Source organism: Mycobacterium sp. PTI7, from assembly GCF_056679845.1.
In genome coordinates, this window is the sequence record NZ_CM155252.1 from 3,287,493 (window position 1) to 3,303,086 (window position 15,594).

The following is a 15,594-nucleotide window of genomic DNA, read 5'->3' on the forward strand; positions in this document are numbered from 1 at the left end:
GACCTCCGCTGGTCGACCGCTCAGCAGATCCGCGAAGAACGTTGCGCTTCCCGCGCCGGCGTGCGACCTTTTACACCGCAATCGTTGCCGACCGGACGGCGCGATCGAAGGAGGCTCGTGTCTGACGCGGTATTGGTGACGGGTGCCTTCGGGCTGGTGGGCTCGGCGACGGTGCGACGGCTCGCGGCCGACGGTCGCAGGGTGGTGGCCACCGATCTCGACGTCGAGGAGAACCGGAAGGCCGCCGCGCAGTTGCCGGCCGGCGTCGAGGTCCGGTGGGCCGACCTGACCGACGCGGGCGAGGTCGACGGCCTGATCGGGGCGGTCGCACCGGCCGCGATCATCCACCTCGCCGCGATCATCGCGCCGTTCTGCTACGCCCGCGCCGCGCTGGCCCGCAAGGTCAGCGTCGACGCCACCGGCCACCTGGTGCGGGCGGCCGCGGCGCAGCCCGCGCCCCCGCGCTTCGTCCAGGCCTCGAGCGTCGCGGTCTACGGCGCGCGAAATCCCCACCACCTCACCGGCCTCCTGTCCGCGGACGTCCCGATGCGCCCGACCGACCTGTACGGCACCCATAAGGCCGAGGCCGAGGAACTGGTCCGGTCGTCCAGCCTCGACTGGGTGGTGCTGCGACTGGGCGGAGTGCTCACCACCGACATCAGCTTCGACATCAAGCCCGAGTTCCTGTTCTTCGAGAGCGCTCTGCCCGTCGACGGCCGCATCCAGACCGTCGACGTGCGCGACGTCGCCACGGCGTTCACGGCGGCCACCACCGCCGACTGCGTCGGCGAGATCCTGCTGATCGGTGGCGACGACGCCACGCACCGGCTCACCCAGGGCGACGTCGGCCCGGCGACGGCCGCAGCACTGGGCCTCGTCGGCGCCATGCCGCTCGGGCGGCGCGGCAACCCCGACAGCGACGAGGACTGGTTCGCCACCGACTGGATGGACACCACGCGCGCGCAGGAAGTCCTGAAGTTCCAGAGCGTCACCTTCCCCGACATCCTCCAGGAGACGGCTGACAAGGCCGGCTGGAAGCGCTACCCGCTGCGCCTCGTCTCGCCCGTGGCCGGGTTCTTCCTGCGCCGTCAGTCCGCCTACCGCGACCACCCCGGCCAGTACGCGGACCCGTGGGGTGCCATCCGCGCGAAGTGGGGCGATCCCGGCCCCGACCGTCCCGTCGCGTAGCCGCCCGGCCATGCAGACCGAGTTCACCCGGACGCAGAAGCGCGCGCTGGCGGTCGCGACGGTCATCGCGATCGTCTTCGCCGGCTACTTCCTGCGCAGCTACTTCATGGTCATCGTGGTGGCGGCCGTCTCGACGTACCTGTTCAACCCGCTCTTCACCTGGTTCGGGCGGCGCTTCGGCAAGGGCCTGTCGGTGACGCTCACGGTGCTGTCGGCGCTGTTCGCGGTGATCATCCCGCTGGCGCTGCTGATCCTGCTCGCGGTCGCGCAGATCAGCGTGATGGTGCAGGGCGTCTCGGAGTGGGTGTCCCGAACCGACCTCAGTTCGCTGGGTGACCGCGCGCTGCGGATCGTCAACGAGGCGCTCGACAAGATCCCGTTCGTCCGCGACGTCACCGTCACCCCCGAGATGCTGCAGGAGCGCATGGCGACCGTCGCCCAGAGCGCCGGCGAGTGGGCCCTCGGCGTGCTGTCGGGCGCGGTCGGAGGTCTGGCCAGCGGGCTCACCGCCGCCGTGCTGTTCATCTACGTCTTCGTCTCACTGCTGTCCAACCGCGACCGCGTGCAGCTGCTCATCCGCAAGCTCAACCCGCTCGGCGAGGACGTCACCGACCTCTACCTCGAGAAGATGGGCGCCATGGTGCGCGGCGCGGTGTTCGGCCAGTTCGTCATCGCCCTGGCCCAGGGGCTGGCCGGCGCGGTGTCGATCTACGTCGCCGGTTTCCACCAGGGCTTCTTCATCTTCGCCATCCTGCTGACCGCCATGTCGGTGATCCCCCTCGGCGGCGGCATCATCAGCATCCCGTTCGGCATCGGGATGATGCTGTTCGGCAACGTGTGGGGCGGTGTGTTCGTGATCGTCTGGCACATCGTCGTCGTCACGAACATCGACAACGTGCTGCGCCCGATCCTCGTCCCCCGACAGGCCCGGCTGGACTCCGCGCTGATGCTGCTCGCGGTGTTCGCGGGGATCACGATGTTCGGCTTCCTCGGCATCATCATCGGCCCGGTGCTGATGATCGTCATCGTCACGACCATCAGCGTGTACCTCGCCGTGTTCCGGGGCGTCCCGCTGATGGATCCCGGCGAGGACGACGAGAAGAAGGACGAGCCGAGCCGGTTCGACCGCCTGGTGGCGTGGGGCCACGCCCGGCTGGGTACCGACGGCTCGCGGGAACGACTGAAGGCCAAGCAGGAGAAGATCACCGCGACCCGAGGCGACGACGAGGCTAGCTCGGGCTGAGCCGTTCGGTCAGGAACGCGACGACGCGCTTACGGGCCTCGTAGGCCGGATTGCCGTCGACCTCGCGCACCTGGTCGGTGAGCACCGAGTGCGCCATCCGCCCGATGCCGTCGGGATTGCCCTTCTTCGAGTTTATCTCGATGACCTCGAACGCGTCGCCCAGTCGAGCCTTGAGCGTGGTGAACCGGTCGCCCGGCGACATCGCGTCCTCACTGAAGCGCAATCCCATGGCGCACAGGCCCTCTTCTACGGCGCGCCGTTCGATGATCTTGAGCTCACCCTCGGACAGGCCGGGGTCGCGGCGCTGACGCGGGGTTAGCGGCAGCGGCAGCGACGGCTGGCTCATCACCGGCGCGAGCACGCTGTCGTCGACCGCCGCCGCGAGCGCGAACCCGCCGGTGAAGCACTGGCCGATGACGCCGACGCCCTTGCCCGGCGTCGAGGAGTTGAGGTCGCGCGCCAGCGCACGCAGGTAGTGGGCGATGGGGCGGTCGGCATTGGTGGCGAACGCCGCGAACTCCTTGGCGATGCAGCCCTTCGCCAGGGTCGTCAGCGTCGCCGGGCTCAGCGCCGACCTGCCGGGCGTGCCGAACAGCGACGGCGCCGCCACGGTGAAGCCGTTGTCCACCAGGTGATTTCCGAGCGCGAGGACACCGGGGTGCAGGCCGGGCATCTCCGGGATCAGCACGACGCCGGGACCCTGGCCCTTGCGGTAGACGTCGTAGGTCAGGCCCGCGCCGGTGAACGGGGTGGCCGTCCAGCCCGAGAGGTCGGCTTCCAGTGACGTCATGGGGGCTCCTAGCGGAGGACGGGCAGCGGCTTCTGCGTCTGCGTGGCCTGCGCAAGCGTACGGTACTCGTCCGTACCCGCGGCGCCCGTTATCGCAAGTTGCGCCACTCCCGTCGGCCCGGTCAACCGGGTGGTCCAGACGGGCCGGACGTCCTCGCCGCCCTCGTACACGATCCACCTGACGCCGGCGACGTCCTGAGTGCCCGTCGGCACCAGGCTGGTGTCGATCGACTGGACGAGCTTCTCCTCGTCGGCGTCGGTCTGGGTGAGGCTGACGAACATGCCGGTGGGTGCAAGGTAGCCGACGCGGGAGGTCACCGCCCGGGCCGGCGACCCGTCGGGGTTGTCGCGGCCACCCTCGATGCTGCTACGGCCACCGGAGTTGGCGCGCCACCCGTCGGGCAGCGCCGGCAACCGGATCGGAATCTTGAGCGCGTCGGCGTCGGCCTGCAGCGCGGCGGGCGCGTCGTAGGGCGGCGGGGTGCCCTCACCGGGCCCGTTCGGCGCGAACGAGCACATGCCGAGAACGCCCGCCAGCACGATGCAGACCACCACCAGCGGCGCCATCGACCAGAACATGTCCCGGCCGTCCTGCAGGAGGCGCGACTTGGCCGGCTTCGGTCCGGGTGGCGGCGCGGGCGGGCTGGTCGGCGGGACGGTCACCAATCCAGTATCCCGCTCCCACGGACCAGACCGCTAATGAAAGAATCCGGACATGACTTCTTCCGCAAGCGGTTCGTCGTCCGATGCACGGGGTGCAGGCAGCTCAACGGCGAAATCGAGGCGGGAAGCCCCCGACCGCAACCTCGCCCTGGAACTGGTCCGGGTGACCGAGGCGGGCGCCATGGCGGCGGGTCGCTGGGTGGGGCGCGGCGATAAGGAGGGCGGCGACGGCGCGGCCGTCGACGCCATGCGCGAGCTGGTGAACTCGGTGTCGATGCGCGGCGTCGTGGTGATCGGCGAGGGCGAGAAGGACAACGCCCCGATGCTCTACAACGGCGAAGAGGTCGGCAACGGCGACGGACCCGACTGCGACTTCGCCGTCGACCCGGTCGACGGCACCACCCTGATGAGCAAGGGCATGCCCAACGCCATCTCGGTGCTCGCGGTCGCCGAGCGCGGCGCCATGTTCGACCCGTCGGCGGTGTTCTACATGAACAAGATCGCCGTCGGACCCGACGCGGTCGACGTCATCGACATCTCCGCACCGATCGGCGAGAACATCCGCAAGGTCGCCAAGGTGAAGAACTCCAGCGTCGCCGACCTGACCGTCTGCGTGCTCGACCGGCCGCGCCACGCGCAGCTGATCGCCGACGTCCGCGACGCGGGCGCCCGCATCCGGCTGATCTCCGACGGCGACGTCGCGGGCGCCATCTCGGCGTGCCGGCCCAACTCGGGCACCGACATGCTCGCCGGCATCGGTGGCACCCCCGAGGGCATCATCACCGCCGCGGCCATCCGCTGCATGGGCGGCGCGATCCAGGCCGTCCTGGCCCCGACCGACGACGACGAGCGACAGAAGGCCCTCGACGCCGGCCACGACCTGGACCGGATCCTGCACACCGAGGACCTCGTCTCCGGTGAGAACGTCTTCTTCTCGGCCACCGGCGTCACCGACGGCGACCTGCTGCAGGGCGTGCGGTACAGCGGCGGCGGCTGCACCACCCAGTCGATCGTCATGCGCTCGAAGTCCGGCACGGTCCGCATGATCGAGGCCTACCACCGGCTCGCGAAGCTCAACGAGTACTCGGCGGTCGACTTCACCGGCGACACCAGCGCCGCCTACCCCCTGCCCTAATCCATCACCCTCTGACACGAAGAACAGGGAGCTAATGCCCGACAACGAAGTCGAATACCGCATCGAGCACGACACCATGGGCGAGGTCCGGGTGCCCAAGAACGCGTTGTGGCGCGCGCAGACCCAGCGCGCCGTGGAGAACTTCCCGATCTCGTTCCGTCCGCTGGAGCGCACCCAGATCCGGGCGCTCGGACTGCTCAAGGGCGCCTGCGCCCAGGTCAACAAGGACCTCGGCCTGCTGGACGCGGAGAAGGCCGACGCCATCATCGCCGCCGCCGCGGAGATCGCCGACGGCAAGCACGACGACCAGTTCCCCATCGACGTCTTCCAGACCGGCTCGGGCACCAGCTCCAACATGAACGCCAACGAGGTCATCGCGTCGATCGCGGAGGCCAACGGCGTGACGGTGCATCCGAACGACCACGTCAACATGTCGCAGAGTTCCAACGACACCTTCCCCACCGCCACGCACATCGCCGCGACGGAAGCCGCAGTGCGGCACCTGATCCCGGCGCTCGAGCTGCTGCACGAATCGCTCGCGGGCAAGGCGCGCCAGTGGCGCACCACGGTGAAGTCCGGCCGCACGCATCTGATGGACGCGGTGCCGGTGACGCTCGGTCAGGAGTTCGGCGGGTACGCCCGCCAGGTCGAGGCCGGCATCGAGCGGGTGAAGGCCACGCTGCCGCGACTGGGCGAACTCGCGATCGGCGGCACCGCCGTCGGCACCGGACTCAACGCGCCGGACGGCTTCGGCGCCAAGGTCGTCGACGTGCTCGTCGACCAGACCGGCATCGCCGAACTGCGCACGGCCAAGGACTCGTTCGAGGCGCAGGCGGCCCGCGACGGGCTCGTCGAGGCGTCCGGTGCGCTCAAGACCATCGCGGTGTCGCTGACCAAGATCGCCAACGACGTGCGCTGGATGGGCTCCGGTCCGCTGACCGGCCTCGGCGAACTGCAGCTGCCCGACCTCCAGCCCGGCAGCTCCATCATGCCGGGCAAGGTCAATCCCGTTCTGCCGGAGGCGGTCACGCAGGTCGCCGCGCAGGTGATCGGCAACGACGCGGCCGTCGCGGTCGGCGGCCTGTCGGGTGCGTTCGAACTCAACGTCTACATCCCGATGATGGCGCGCAACGTCCTCGAGTCGTTCACGCTGCTGGCCAACGTCTCCCGGCTCTTCGCGAGCAAGTGCATCGACGGGCTGATCGCCAACGACCAGCGGCTGCGCGAGCTGGCCGAGTCCTCGCCGTCGATCGTGACGCCGCTGAACTCCGCCATCGGCTACGAGGAGGCCGCCAAGGTGGCCAAGGAGGCCCTCAAGGAGCGCAAGACGATTCGGCAGACTGTCATCGACCGCGGCCTGATCGGCGACAAGCTGTCCGAGGACGAGCTGGACAAGCGCCTCGACGTGCTGGCGATGGCCAAGGTCAAGGACGGCGACTAGCCACTCCCCGCGCTGCGTGCGGGTGATCTTTCCCCGCGAGCAGTCGTCAACTCCCCTGTTTCGCGCTATTTCAGGGGAGTTCGCGTCTGCTCGCCGGGGGTGGTGAGGTCGTCCGTCGGCGCGGCACCCAGCCACCGGATCCCCGGCCAGGCGCTGGCGCCGTGGATCACCAGGCTCAGCGTCACCGTCACGGCGACCACCTGCGTGATGAGTGACGCCTGCTCGATCTCGCCGCGCTCCACCATGATCAGGCCGAGCACCAGCGTGCCGATGCCGCGCGGGCCGAACCATCCGACGAACAGCCGTTGCCGGGCGGTCAGGTCGGTCCGGATCAGCGACGCCGACACCGCCACCAGCCGCACGCCGAGCAGCACCACGAGGGCGAAGACGATCACCCGCCAGTCGGCGTCGCGCCACCCGACGATCACCGCGTAGGCGCCGAACAGCGCGAACACCCCGAGTTCCAGCAGTTGCCCGGCGGCCTCCGACACGTGCACGTCCGGCATCTGTCCGACCCGCCGGGCCGCGAACGCGAAGGCGAGCCCACCGGCGAACGCGGCGACGAAACCGCTGCCGTGCAGGTACTCCCCGATCTGGAAGCACAGCAGCGCGATCGCGAGCGTCGCCAGTTGCGCCCAGGTGCCGCTCATCCAGCCGCGCGCCCGCGACCGCGAGATCACCCAGCCGCCGATCAGCCCGATACCCAAACCGACCACGACCGAGAGCAATTCGGTGCGGAGCAGGAAGTAGCCCCACCGCGTCGGGTCGGGGTCGTTGCGGTCCGACGCGAGCGCCAGCGCGGCCAGCAGCGCGGCCAGGGCGAAGCCGTCGTAGAAGCCGCTCTCGGTCGACAGGGCATGCCGAATGCGCTCGGGCACGCGGCGGTCGCCGAGCAACGAGTGGATCAGCGCCACCTCGGTCGGAGCGACGATCGCCGCCAGACACGCCGCCTCCCACACCGGCATGACCGGGAGGATCAGCAGGGCGGTCAGCGTGCCGAGACCCAACGCTAGCGGGATGCCGATGACGAGCAGCCGGAACGTCACCTCACGCCGGTGCACCACCGCCGCGAGATCGAGTTGGACGGCCTGATTGAACAGGATCACCGTCAGCGCGAGTTGCGCGAGGACCGTGAAGCCCGACGCGTCCGAGCCGCCCTTGATCAGGTCGAGGCCGAACGGCCCCAACGCCATTCCGACGAGGACGAAGACGAGTGCCGGCGCGAAGTACCACCGTGCGACCAGTCCGGACACGACCGCATAGCAGAGGACGAGCAGCGTCAGGACGAACGCGGTCTCGGCGCCCACGGTGCGTCAGGCGCCGTTGGTGGGGCCGCCGGAGTTCTGGTTCGGGATGTCGATGATCGGCAGGTTGGGCATCGGCGCCGGCGACGGGGTGGCCGGCAGCGCGGGGATGACCTCGGGGGCGACGTCGAGCAGGTCGTTGACCGGCGGGCCGTTGTCGCGGCTGCCGTGCGACGTGCCCGGCGCGAGCGGGCCGAGCATCTGGCTGACGGTCACGACGTGATAGCCGTTGGCCCGCAACACCGGAAGGAACTGGTAGACGAGGTCGACCGTCGACGAGTACGTGTCGTGGAACAGCACCACCGCGTTCGGCCGGATCTGGCTCATCAGCAGCGCCCGGGTGGCACCGGTGTTGGAGTCGTTGGCCCAGTCGAACGGGATGACGTCCCAGTTGACGTCGGCCAGGCCCTGGTTCTTCGCCTCGGCGAGCACCGCGTCGTTGATGAGTCCGCCCGCGGTGCGCACCAGCGTCGGCCGCTGGCCGGTCGCGGACTGGATCGCGTCGCTGGCCCGGCTGAACTGGCCCGCGATGTCCTCCGGCGGGATCGTCGTCATGTTGGGGTGTTCCCAGGTGTGACTGCCGATCTCCATGCCGGCGTCGGCGATCCGCTTGGCACCCGCCGGATTGGCGGCGACCTTGTTGCCGATCAGGAAGAACGTCGCGTGCGCGTTGTCGTCCCGGAGTACCTGCAGCAGGCGGTCGGTGTACGGGCTGGGCCCGTCGTCGAACGTCAGCGCGATGCACTTGACCTGCTGGCAGTCGACGGCGTCGGCCTTCGCCACCCGGACGTGACCGGTGAGACCGCCCACGATCACGATCAGGACGGCCGCGAAGACCCCCGTCACCATCCGCCAGTACGTCGAGGGAGAGGTGTCGGGCCGCGTACGCACGGGTGGCAGCCTACCGGCCTTCGCTGAAAGAGCGCTCACGGCGCGAACGTGCGGGTGACATGCACCGTGAGCGCTCTCTCGACGTCGGGCCGGACCGGTCAGGGCAGCGCGTCCGGCGTGATCTCCTCCAGCATCTCGGTGACGAGCGCCGCGATCGGCGACCGCTCACTGCGCAGCAGCGTGATGTGCGCGAAGAGCGGGTGGCCCTTCAGCTTCTCGATGACCGCCGCGACGCCGTCGTGCCTGCCGACGCGCAGGTTGTCCCGCTGCGCGACGTCGTGGGTGAGCACCACCCGCGACCCGGATCCGAGCCGCGACAGCACCGTCAGCAGCACGTTGCGCTCCAGCGACTGAGCCTCGTCGACGATCACGAAGGAGTCGTGCAGCGACCGGCCGCGGATGTGGGTGAGCGGCAGCACCTCCAGCATGCCGCGCGACAGCACCTCCTCGAGCACCGCCGGGCTGGCCAGACCCTCGAGCGTGTCGAAGACGGCCTGCGCCCACGGCCCCATCTTCTCGCTCTCGCTGCCGGGCAGGTAGCCGAGGTCCTGGCCACCGACGGCGTACAGCGGGCGGAAGACGACGACCTTGCGCTGCGTGCGGCGTTCGAGCACCGCCTCGAGGCCGGCGCACAACGCGAGCGCCGACTTGCCGGTGCCCGCCTTGCCGCCGAGCGACACGATGCCGACGGACTCGTCGAGCAGCAGATCTAGCGCAACCCTCTGTTCGGCCGACCTTCCCCGGAGGCCGAACACTTCGCGGTCACCTCGGACCAACTGCACGCGCTTGTCCGCGTTGACCCTGCCGAGCGCCGACGAGTTGCCGCTGAGCAGGCGAACACCGGTGTGGCACGGCAGGTTACGGGCGTCCTCGAGGTCGATCTCCCCCTCGGCGAACAGGGTGTCGACGTCCTCGTGCGTCGCGTCCACCTCGGACATGCCCGTCCACCCGGAGGTGACGACGTCCTGGGCGTGGTACTCGTCGGCGGGCAGGCCGACGGCACCGGCCCGCACGCGCAGCGGGATGTCCTTACTGACCAGCGTGACGTGCTTGCCCTCGGCGGCCAGGTTGGCCGCACAGGTGAGGATGCGCGCGTCGTTGGTGTCGGTGCGGAAGCCGAGCGGCAGCACCGTGGGGTCGCTGTGGTTCAGCTCGACCTGCAGCGTTCCCCCTTGCGTGCCAACGGGAATCGGTTGGTCGAGCCGGCCGTGCTTGATGCGCAGGTCGTCGAACATCCGCAGTGCCTGGCGTGCGAACCAGCCGAGTTCGTGATGGTGGCGTTTGGCCTCCAACTCGCTGATGACCACCAGTGGAACGATGACTTCGTGCTCGGCGAACCGAGTGCACGCCCAGGGATCGGACAGCAGCACCGAGGTGTCGAGCACGTAGGTCCGAACCTGGGCCCGAGCGGAAGAATCAGTCATGTGACGCTCCTAGGACCGTGCAGCCCCGCACGTCCATGTCGGTGGACACCGCGGTACTAGGACCGGGGCCGGTCCCGTTCTCGTCGAAACGACGGGTACCGCCCGGACAGCAGAGCATGTCGCTAGCCATCCCCTTGGACGCTACTCCCGCCTCCGGGGGGTCCGCTCTCGGCGCGCCGTGATCCGAACGTGACTACTGCGTTACGAACTGCCGAAGTTCGGGCTCGTCGGCGAGGCCCCACGCGGTGATGCGATCGGACACCGCGGCGCGGCGTGCGGACTCGTCGAAGATGCCCGCCTCGGCGACGGTCGCGAGCTTGTCCGCGTAGGCGTCGATGTCGCCGCCGACGACCTCGAGTTCGGCCGCCCGACGCGCGATCGCGGCCACCGTCTCGTCGCGCTGCGTGGTCAGGAGGTGAGCCACCAGGTTGGAGAAGAACTCCTCGTGGCGCTCCTCGTCCGTGGCGATGCGGCCCATCAGGTCCTTGAGGACGGGCTCGGTGATCAGGTTCTGCACGTTGCGGCAGAACACGGCGTGCTCGCGCTCGAAGAAGGCCATGAAGGCCAGCGTCTCGATCTGGCTGTAGGTGTTGGCCCGGTAGCCCTTCATCACGTGCTGGACGCGGACGTCCTCGTTGGCCGACGGATCGATCTCACGGGTCACGACGAGGTAGTTGCGCAGCGTCACCGCGTGCAGGTGCTCCTCGGCGGTCCAGCGGCCGATGAAGCGGCCCCACTGCTCGTCGAGGATGAAGTGCTCGACGAGTTCGCGGTGATAGCCGGCGAGGTTGTCCTTCGTGATGAGCAGTATCTCGAGGGCGTCGGTGACCGGCTTGGGCAGCGTGACGTCCGAGGGCTCCCAATCCCGGCCACCGAGGAACGCGAAGTTCTCGCCCTGCTCCCACGGCACGAAGTCGTGGCCGAACCACAGGTCTTCGGTGGCGAGGTGGCGCTTCATGTTCTCGGCGACGACGGGTTCGAGCTCCGCGGTCAGCGCATTGGGAACGGGTTTCAGGGCCATGAAAGTAACTGTAACCCGAGTTCACACGTTCTTGAAATCGGGTGCCCCCGTGTCGTGACGAGGCCGTGACCAGCGCGCGACCGGTCTACAGCTCGAGGCCCGGGTACAGCGGATTGGCGGTCAGCATCTCGCTCGACGCGGCGTGCACGCGCTGCGCGGTGCCGTCGGCGGTCGTGTACTTCGCCTTCGACGGCCCGTTCGGCCCGGACGCCGCCTCGGTGTTCTGAAGCACCTCGACCACCAGCTCGGCGACGCGGTCGAAGTCATCGCCGGAGAAGCCGCGGCTCGTCAGCGCCGGGGTGCCGAAGCGGATGCCACTGGAGTACCAGGCGCCGTTCGGGTCGTTGGGGATCGAGTTGCGGTTGGTCACGATGCCCGCGTCGAGCAGCGCCGACTCGGCCTGCCGGCCGGTGAGCCCGAACGACTGCACGTCGAGCAGCACGATGTGGTTGTCGGTGCCGCCGGTCACCAGGCGGGCGCCGCGCTTGTTGAAGCCCTCGGCGAGCGACTTCGCGTTGTCGGCGACGTTCTGCGCGTAGTCCCGGAACGCGGGCTGGCGGGCCTCGGCGAACGCCACGGCCTTGGCGGCCATCACGTGCGAGAGCGGGCCGCCGAGCACCATCGGGCAGCCCTTGTCCACGGCGGCCGAGTACTCCTCGGTGGCCAGCACCAGACCACCGCGCGGGCCGCGCAGCGACTTGTGCGTGGTGCTGGTCGTGACGTGGGCGTGCGGCACCGGGTCCTCGTCGCCGGTGAACACCTTGCCCGCGACCAGACCGGCGAAGTGCGCCATGTCGACCATCAGGGTGGCGCCCACCTCGTCGGCGATCTCCCGCATCTTGGCGAAGTTCACCCGGCGCGGGTACGCGGAGTAGCCGGCCACCAGGATCAGCGGCTTGAACTCGCGGGCGGCGGCCGCGACGGCGTCGTAGTCGATCAGACCGCTCTGCGGGTCGGTGCCGTAGCTGCGCTGGTAGAACATCTTGCCCGAGATGTTGGGCCGGAAGCCGTGCGTCAGGTGGCCGCCCGTGTCGAGCGACATGCCGAGCAGACGCTGGTTGCCGAGCTTGGCGCGCAGCTTCTCCCAGTCCGCCTCCGACAGCTCGTTGACGTTCTTCGCGCCCAGCTCGGCGAGTTCGGGGGCCTCGATGCGGGTGGCGAGGATGGCCCAGAACGCCACCAGGTTGGCGTCGATGCCGGAGTGCGGCTGCACGTAGGCGTAGGGCGCCCCGAACAGCTCGCGGGCGTGCTCGGCGGCGAGCGTCTCGACGGTGTCGACGTTCTGGCACGCGGCGTAGAACCGGTGCCCGACGGTGCCCTCGGCGTACTTGTCGGAGAACCACGTGCCCATCGTCAGCAGCACCGCCGGCGACGCGTAGTTCTCGCTGGCGATCAGCTTGAGCGAATCACGTTGATCCGCAAGCTCCTTGCGCGTCGCGTCCGCGATGCGCGGCTCGATCTGCTCGATGACCTCGAGGGCCGAGCGGTATGCCGCGCTCGCGGTCACGGCGTACTCGGCGCCGAGGCCTGCGGACGGTGCGGTCACGGAGTCTGCGCTCATGGGACCAGCCTAAACCGGTCCGGGCCGCACCCGTCAGCCCGCCCGCAGGCTCGACGGGATCAACGGCTCGTCGAGCAGCCTGCCGAAGCGCTGCGTCAGGGTGACGTCGGCCGGGCGATCGTCCAACCAGCCGCGCAGCAGCCGGTATCCCTCGACGTAGGTGCTGGTGTACGCGCGCCACAGCGGAGAGGACAGGAACCGCATCGACTGCCGGGCCCGCTCGTCGCTGGTGAGCAGCCAGCGCTGCAGGAACGCGACCACCTCGTCGACGTCGCGGTGCTCGTCGTGCAGCATCAGCGCCGCGTCCTGCCGCACGTCGGCCAGCGCCGCGGAGGCGCTCGAGATGGCCTCGGCGCGTTCCCCGTCGAAGCGCAGCCCCAGGTCGGCGTAGATCTCCGCCGCCCACGCACCCCAGTCCGGCCCGATCGCCGCGTGCAGCGCGAGATCGGCGAGCCCCTCGGCCATCAGGCACTGCGGCGTGTTGACCAGGAAGATCGTCTGCTCGGCCTGCCCGCCGCGCTCGACCAGCCCGGCCTCCTTGCGGCAGTGCTCGGTGTGATGGCCGGGGTAGGACTCGTGCGCGACCAGCCGCGGCAGGTTCGACATCTGCTGCTTGAGGTCGGCGTTGACGGCGACGGTCGACCGGTAGTCGCCCTCGTAGTAGTTGAACCCCGACCACGGCTTGTCGGTGACGACCTCGTAGGTGATGGTCTCGGCGTCGGGCAGCGGGAACTCGGCGCGCACCCGGTCGCGCAGCGCGCTGGAGAAGGCGTGGATGCACTCCTCGAGGCGGGCCGGCGGTATCTCCTCGGCGGTGCGGTGGGCCTGCATCCGCTCGGCCAGCGGGCCGCTGCCGCCCAGCGCCTCGTCGAGTGCGCGGTGGGCCTCCCGGTAGCGGTCGGTGTCGCCCTTGGCGATGTCGACGTCGAAGTACGCGCGGACCTCGTCGACGAACCCGACGTCCTCCCCCGCGAACTTCCGTGCCGCGCACTCCAGCGCCGTGACGTGCGCCGACAGGTAGTCGGCGCGGGCCGGTTCGAGGCCCTCGACGGTCGGGATCTCGGCGAGCAGACGGCGAGCGTCGCGGGCCAGCGCAGCCGGTTCCGGGGCGGGCTCGTCGGCGACGGCGGCGCGCAGGGCGGGGTCGCCGGTGAACGAGTCGACGTAGCCCTCCTCGATCCTGTCGAACCTCAGCCCGAGCGTCAGGTAGTCGCGGATGACGGTGGTGGCGTCCATGCCCTCAACCGTAGGTGCAAGACTGTCTGGGCGAGCGGAGCGACGGGGAGTGAGACAGCGCATGGCGCGGACGAGCGAGCCGAGTCCATACGTCGAGTTCGACCGGACCCAGTGGCGCGCACTTCGAATGTCGACGCCGCTGAAGCTGACGGAGAGCGAACTCCAGGGGCTCCGGGGACTCGGCGAGCAGGTCGACCTGCTCGAGGTCGAAGAGGTGTACCTGCCACTGGCGCGTCTCATCCACCTCCAGGTCGCCGCGCGGCAGCGGCTGTACTCCTCGACCGCGGAGTTCCTCGGCGAGGCGCACCAGAACCCGGACCGGCCGGTGCCGTTCATCATCGGCGTCGCGGGCAGCGTCGCCGTCGGCAAGTCGACCACCGCCCGCGTGCTGCAGGCGCTGCTGGCCCGCTGGGAGCACCACCCCCGCGTCGACCTCGTCACCACCGACGGCTTCCTCTACTCCAACGCCGAGCTGAGCCGTCGAAACCTGATGCACCGCAAGGGCTTTCCCGAGAGCTACGACCGCAGGGCGCTCATGCGGTTCGTCACCGCCGTCAAGTCCGGCGCCGACCAGGTGTGCGCGCCGGTCTACTCGCACCTCATCTACGACATCGTCCACGGCGAGAAACTCGTCACCAAGCACCCAGACATCCTCATCCTCGAGGGCCTCAACGTGCTGCAGACCGGGCCGGCGCTGATGGTGTCGGACCTGTTCGACTTCTCCGTCTACGTCGACGCCCGCATCGAGGACATCGAGGGCTGGTACGTGTCGCGGTTCCTGGCGATGCGCGCCGGGGCGTTCGCCGACCCGCAGTCGCACTTCCACCACTACTCGACGCTGACCGACCAGCAGGCGATCTTCGCCGCCCGCGACATCTGGCGGTCCATCAACCTGCCGAACCTGATCGACAACATCCTGCCGACGCGCCCGCGGGCAACGCTGGTGCTGCGCAAGGACTCCGACCACTCGATCAACCGGCTGCGCCTGCGCAAGCTCTGACGTCCCCTCACCTCCCCTCCTCCCCGCGAGGTGAAGGGGTCACCACTGAGCCCGCGAGCAGTCCACTTCGTGGCTCCAGCAAATGTGCGCGACGCACCGCCGGATCTGTCACGTTTGCGTCTGCTCGCCGGGGTAAAGGGGTCACTCATGAGCCCCGCGAGCAGTCGCAAACTCCCCTGTTTGCGGCTCAACGAGGGGAGTTCACGTCTGCTCGCGGGAGAACGGGACTAGCGCAGGCGGCGGAGGCCGAGGTACTGCAGGTCGGCCATCACCAGCGTGTAGACGCCCGTCCCGAGGAACAGCGCGACACCGGTCGTCGTCAACGGCCACACGTCCGCCAGCACGACGACGACCGTGGCGACGGTGAACAGGACGTTGCCCACCGCCAGGAGCAGCCCCCAGGTACGGACGTTCGGGCGCGCCGCCATGGCGAGCACCGCGAGGCCGAAGACGATGAAGAAGGCGCCGGTCGCGTACTCGACGGCGGGCGTCGTGCCCGACATCTCGGCGACCCGCGGCGCGAACAGCACGAGGCCGACGCCCGTCAGCCCGCTGATGACGGCATCGGCGCGCATGGCGAGGCGGAGGAACGAATCGTTGGTGGTGGCGGAGGTGGATACGGCGGTGGCGGTCATGGATGGTCCTTTCGTGGTGGGGATGGGTGGAGACCGGCGCGGGGTCCGTCGGACCCAACCTCT

14 protein-coding genes are annotated in these 15,594 nt (G+C 69.5%); 5 read left to right on the forward strand and 9 right to left on the reverse strand.

Features of this window, described 5'->3' with window-relative positions:
• Positions 1-117: 117 nt before the first annotated feature.
• Entirely contained in the window at positions 118-1,188 is a 1,071-nt protein-coding gene (locus tag AC1MEY_RS15745; RefSeq protein ID WP_480226428.1) for an NAD-dependent epimerase/dehydratase family protein, read from the forward strand.
• Between the two features lie 10 nt (positions 1,189-1,198).
• Complete coding sequence (locus AC1MEY_RS15750; RefSeq protein ID WP_480226429.1) at positions 1,199-2,431, forward strand: AI-2E family transporter; 1,233 nt, start codon at positions 1,199-1,201, stop codon at positions 2,429-2,431.
• Here the strand turns inward: AC1MEY_RS15750 and AC1MEY_RS15755 are convergent.
• Together AC1MEY_RS15755 and AC1MEY_RS15760 are read right to left on the reverse strand one after the other, a co-directional pair.
• Positions 2,418-3,221, reverse strand: coding sequence for a dienelactone hydrolase family protein (locus AC1MEY_RS15755; protein ID WP_480226430.1), 804 nt, complete (start codon positions 3,219-3,221; stop codon positions 2,418-2,420). The two genes, AC1MEY_RS15750 and AC1MEY_RS15755, sit on opposite strands and share 14 nt — an antisense overlap.
• An 8-nt stretch (positions 3,222-3,229) precedes the next feature.
• Entirely contained in the window at positions 3,230-3,883 is a 654-nt protein-coding gene (locus AC1MEY_RS15760) for a DUF4245 domain-containing protein (protein WP_480226431.1), read from the reverse strand.
• Between the two features lie 52 nt (positions 3,884-3,935).
• Here AC1MEY_RS15760 and glpX point away from each other — a divergent pair, with 52 nt between their 5' ends.
• Positions 3,936-5,018: a class II fructose-bisphosphatase gene (glpX, locus tag AC1MEY_RS15765; RefSeq protein ID WP_480226432.1), complete on the forward strand. Its 1,083-nt coding sequence runs from the start codon at positions 3,936-3,938 to the stop codon at positions 5,016-5,018.
• Between the two features lie 34 nt (positions 5,019-5,052).
• Positions 5,053-6,459: a class II fumarate hydratase gene (locus tag AC1MEY_RS15770; protein WP_480226433.1), complete on the forward strand. Its 1,407-nt coding sequence runs from the start codon at positions 5,053-5,055 to the stop codon at positions 6,457-6,459.
• Between the two features lie 65 nt (positions 6,460-6,524).
• Here AC1MEY_RS15770 and AC1MEY_RS15775 read toward each other — a convergent pair whose 3' ends face one another.
• The 6 genes from AC1MEY_RS15775 to AC1MEY_RS15800 all read right to left on the reverse strand — a co-directional run bounded on the left by AC1MEY_RS15775 (position 6,525) and on the right by AC1MEY_RS15800 (position 13,896).
• Positions 6,525-7,766, reverse strand: a complete 1,242-nt coding sequence (locus AC1MEY_RS15775) for a cation:proton antiporter domain-containing protein (protein ID WP_480226434.1) — start codon at positions 7,764-7,766, stop codon at positions 6,525-6,527.
• 6 nt (positions 7,767-7,772) lie between these two features.
• Positions 7,773-8,654 carry a polysaccharide deacetylase family protein gene (locus tag AC1MEY_RS15780; RefSeq protein WP_480226435.1) on the reverse strand — a complete coding sequence of 294 codons (882 nt, stop codon included), beginning with the start codon at positions 8,652-8,654 and terminating at the stop codon, positions 7,773-7,775.
• A gap of 98 nt (positions 8,655-8,752) precedes the next feature.
• Entirely contained in the window at positions 8,753-10,078 is a 1,326-nt protein-coding gene (locus tag AC1MEY_RS15785) for a PhoH family protein (protein ID WP_480226436.1), read from the reverse strand.
• Between the two features lie 193 nt (positions 10,079-10,271).
• Positions 10,272-11,099, reverse strand: coding sequence for an acyl-ACP desaturase (locus AC1MEY_RS15790; protein WP_480226437.1), 828 nt, complete (start codon positions 11,097-11,099; stop codon positions 10,272-10,274).
• 85 nt (positions 11,100-11,184) lie between these two features.
• The gene (locus tag AC1MEY_RS15795) at positions 11,185-12,660 is read right to left on the reverse strand and encodes a glycine hydroxymethyltransferase (RefSeq protein ID WP_480226438.1); all 1,476 of its coding nucleotides are present in this window, start codon (positions 12,658-12,660) and stop codon (positions 11,185-11,187) included.
• Between the two features lie 33 nt (positions 12,661-12,693).
• Positions 12,694-13,896, reverse strand: a complete 1,203-nt coding sequence (locus AC1MEY_RS15800; protein ID WP_480226439.1) for a DUF885 domain-containing protein — start codon at positions 13,894-13,896, stop codon at positions 12,694-12,696.
• A gap of 61 nt (positions 13,897-13,957) precedes the next feature.
• Here AC1MEY_RS15800 and coaA point away from each other — a divergent pair, with 61 nt between their 5' ends.
• Positions 13,958-14,896 (forward strand): type I pantothenate kinase, encoded by a 939-nt coding sequence (gene coaA / locus AC1MEY_RS15805; RefSeq protein ID WP_480226440.1) that lies wholly within the window; start codon positions 13,958-13,960, stop codon positions 14,894-14,896.
• A gap of 227 nt (positions 14,897-15,123) precedes the next feature.
• On the opposite strand, the gene AC1MEY_RS15810 is transcribed toward coaA, so the two are convergent.
• The gene (locus tag AC1MEY_RS15810; RefSeq protein ID WP_480226441.1) at positions 15,124-15,531 is read right to left on the reverse strand and encodes a hypothetical protein; all 408 of its coding nucleotides are present in this window, start codon (positions 15,529-15,531) and stop codon (positions 15,124-15,126) included.
• Positions 15,532-15,594 lie beyond the last annotated feature (63 nt).

Excerpts from the sequence above, each read along its gene's own strand:
- AC1MEY_RS15800 (WP_480226439.1), bottom strand. The coding sequence starts at position 13,896 with ATGGACGCCACCACCGTCATCCGCGACTACCTGACGCTCGGGCTGAGG.
- AC1MEY_RS15790 (WP_480226437.1), bottom strand. The coding sequence starts at position 11,099 with ATGGCCCTGAAACCCGTTCCCAATGCGCTGACCGCGGAGCTCGAACCC.
- AC1MEY_RS15755 (WP_480226430.1), bottom strand. The coding sequence starts at position 3,221 with ATGACGTCACTGGAAGCCGACCTCTCGGGCTGGACGGCCACCCCGTTC.
- AC1MEY_RS15770 (WP_480226433.1), top strand. The coding sequence starts at position 5,053 with ATGCCCGACAACGAAGTCGAATACCGCATCGAGCACGACACCATGGGC.
- AC1MEY_RS15750 (WP_480226429.1), top strand. The coding sequence starts at position 1,199 with ATGCAGACCGAGTTCACCCGGACGCAGAAGCGCGCGCTGGCGGTCGCG.
- AC1MEY_RS15785 (WP_480226436.1), bottom strand. The coding sequence starts at position 10,078 with ATGACTGATTCTTCCGCTCGGGCCCAGGTTCGGACCTACGTGCTCGAC.
- AC1MEY_RS15810 (WP_480226441.1), bottom strand. The coding sequence starts at position 15,531 with ATGACCGCCACCGCCGTATCCACCTCCGCCACCACCAACGATTCGTTC.
- glpX (WP_480226432.1), top strand. The coding sequence starts at position 3,936 with ATGACTTCTTCCGCAAGCGGTTCGTCGTCCGATGCACGGGGTGCAGGC.
- AC1MEY_RS15795 (WP_480226438.1), bottom strand. The coding sequence starts at position 12,660 with ATGAGCGCAGACTCCGTGACCGCACCGTCCGCAGGCCTCGGCGCCGAG.
- coaA (WP_480226440.1), top strand. The coding sequence starts at position 13,958 with ATGGCGCGGACGAGCGAGCCGAGTCCATACGTCGAGTTCGACCGGACC.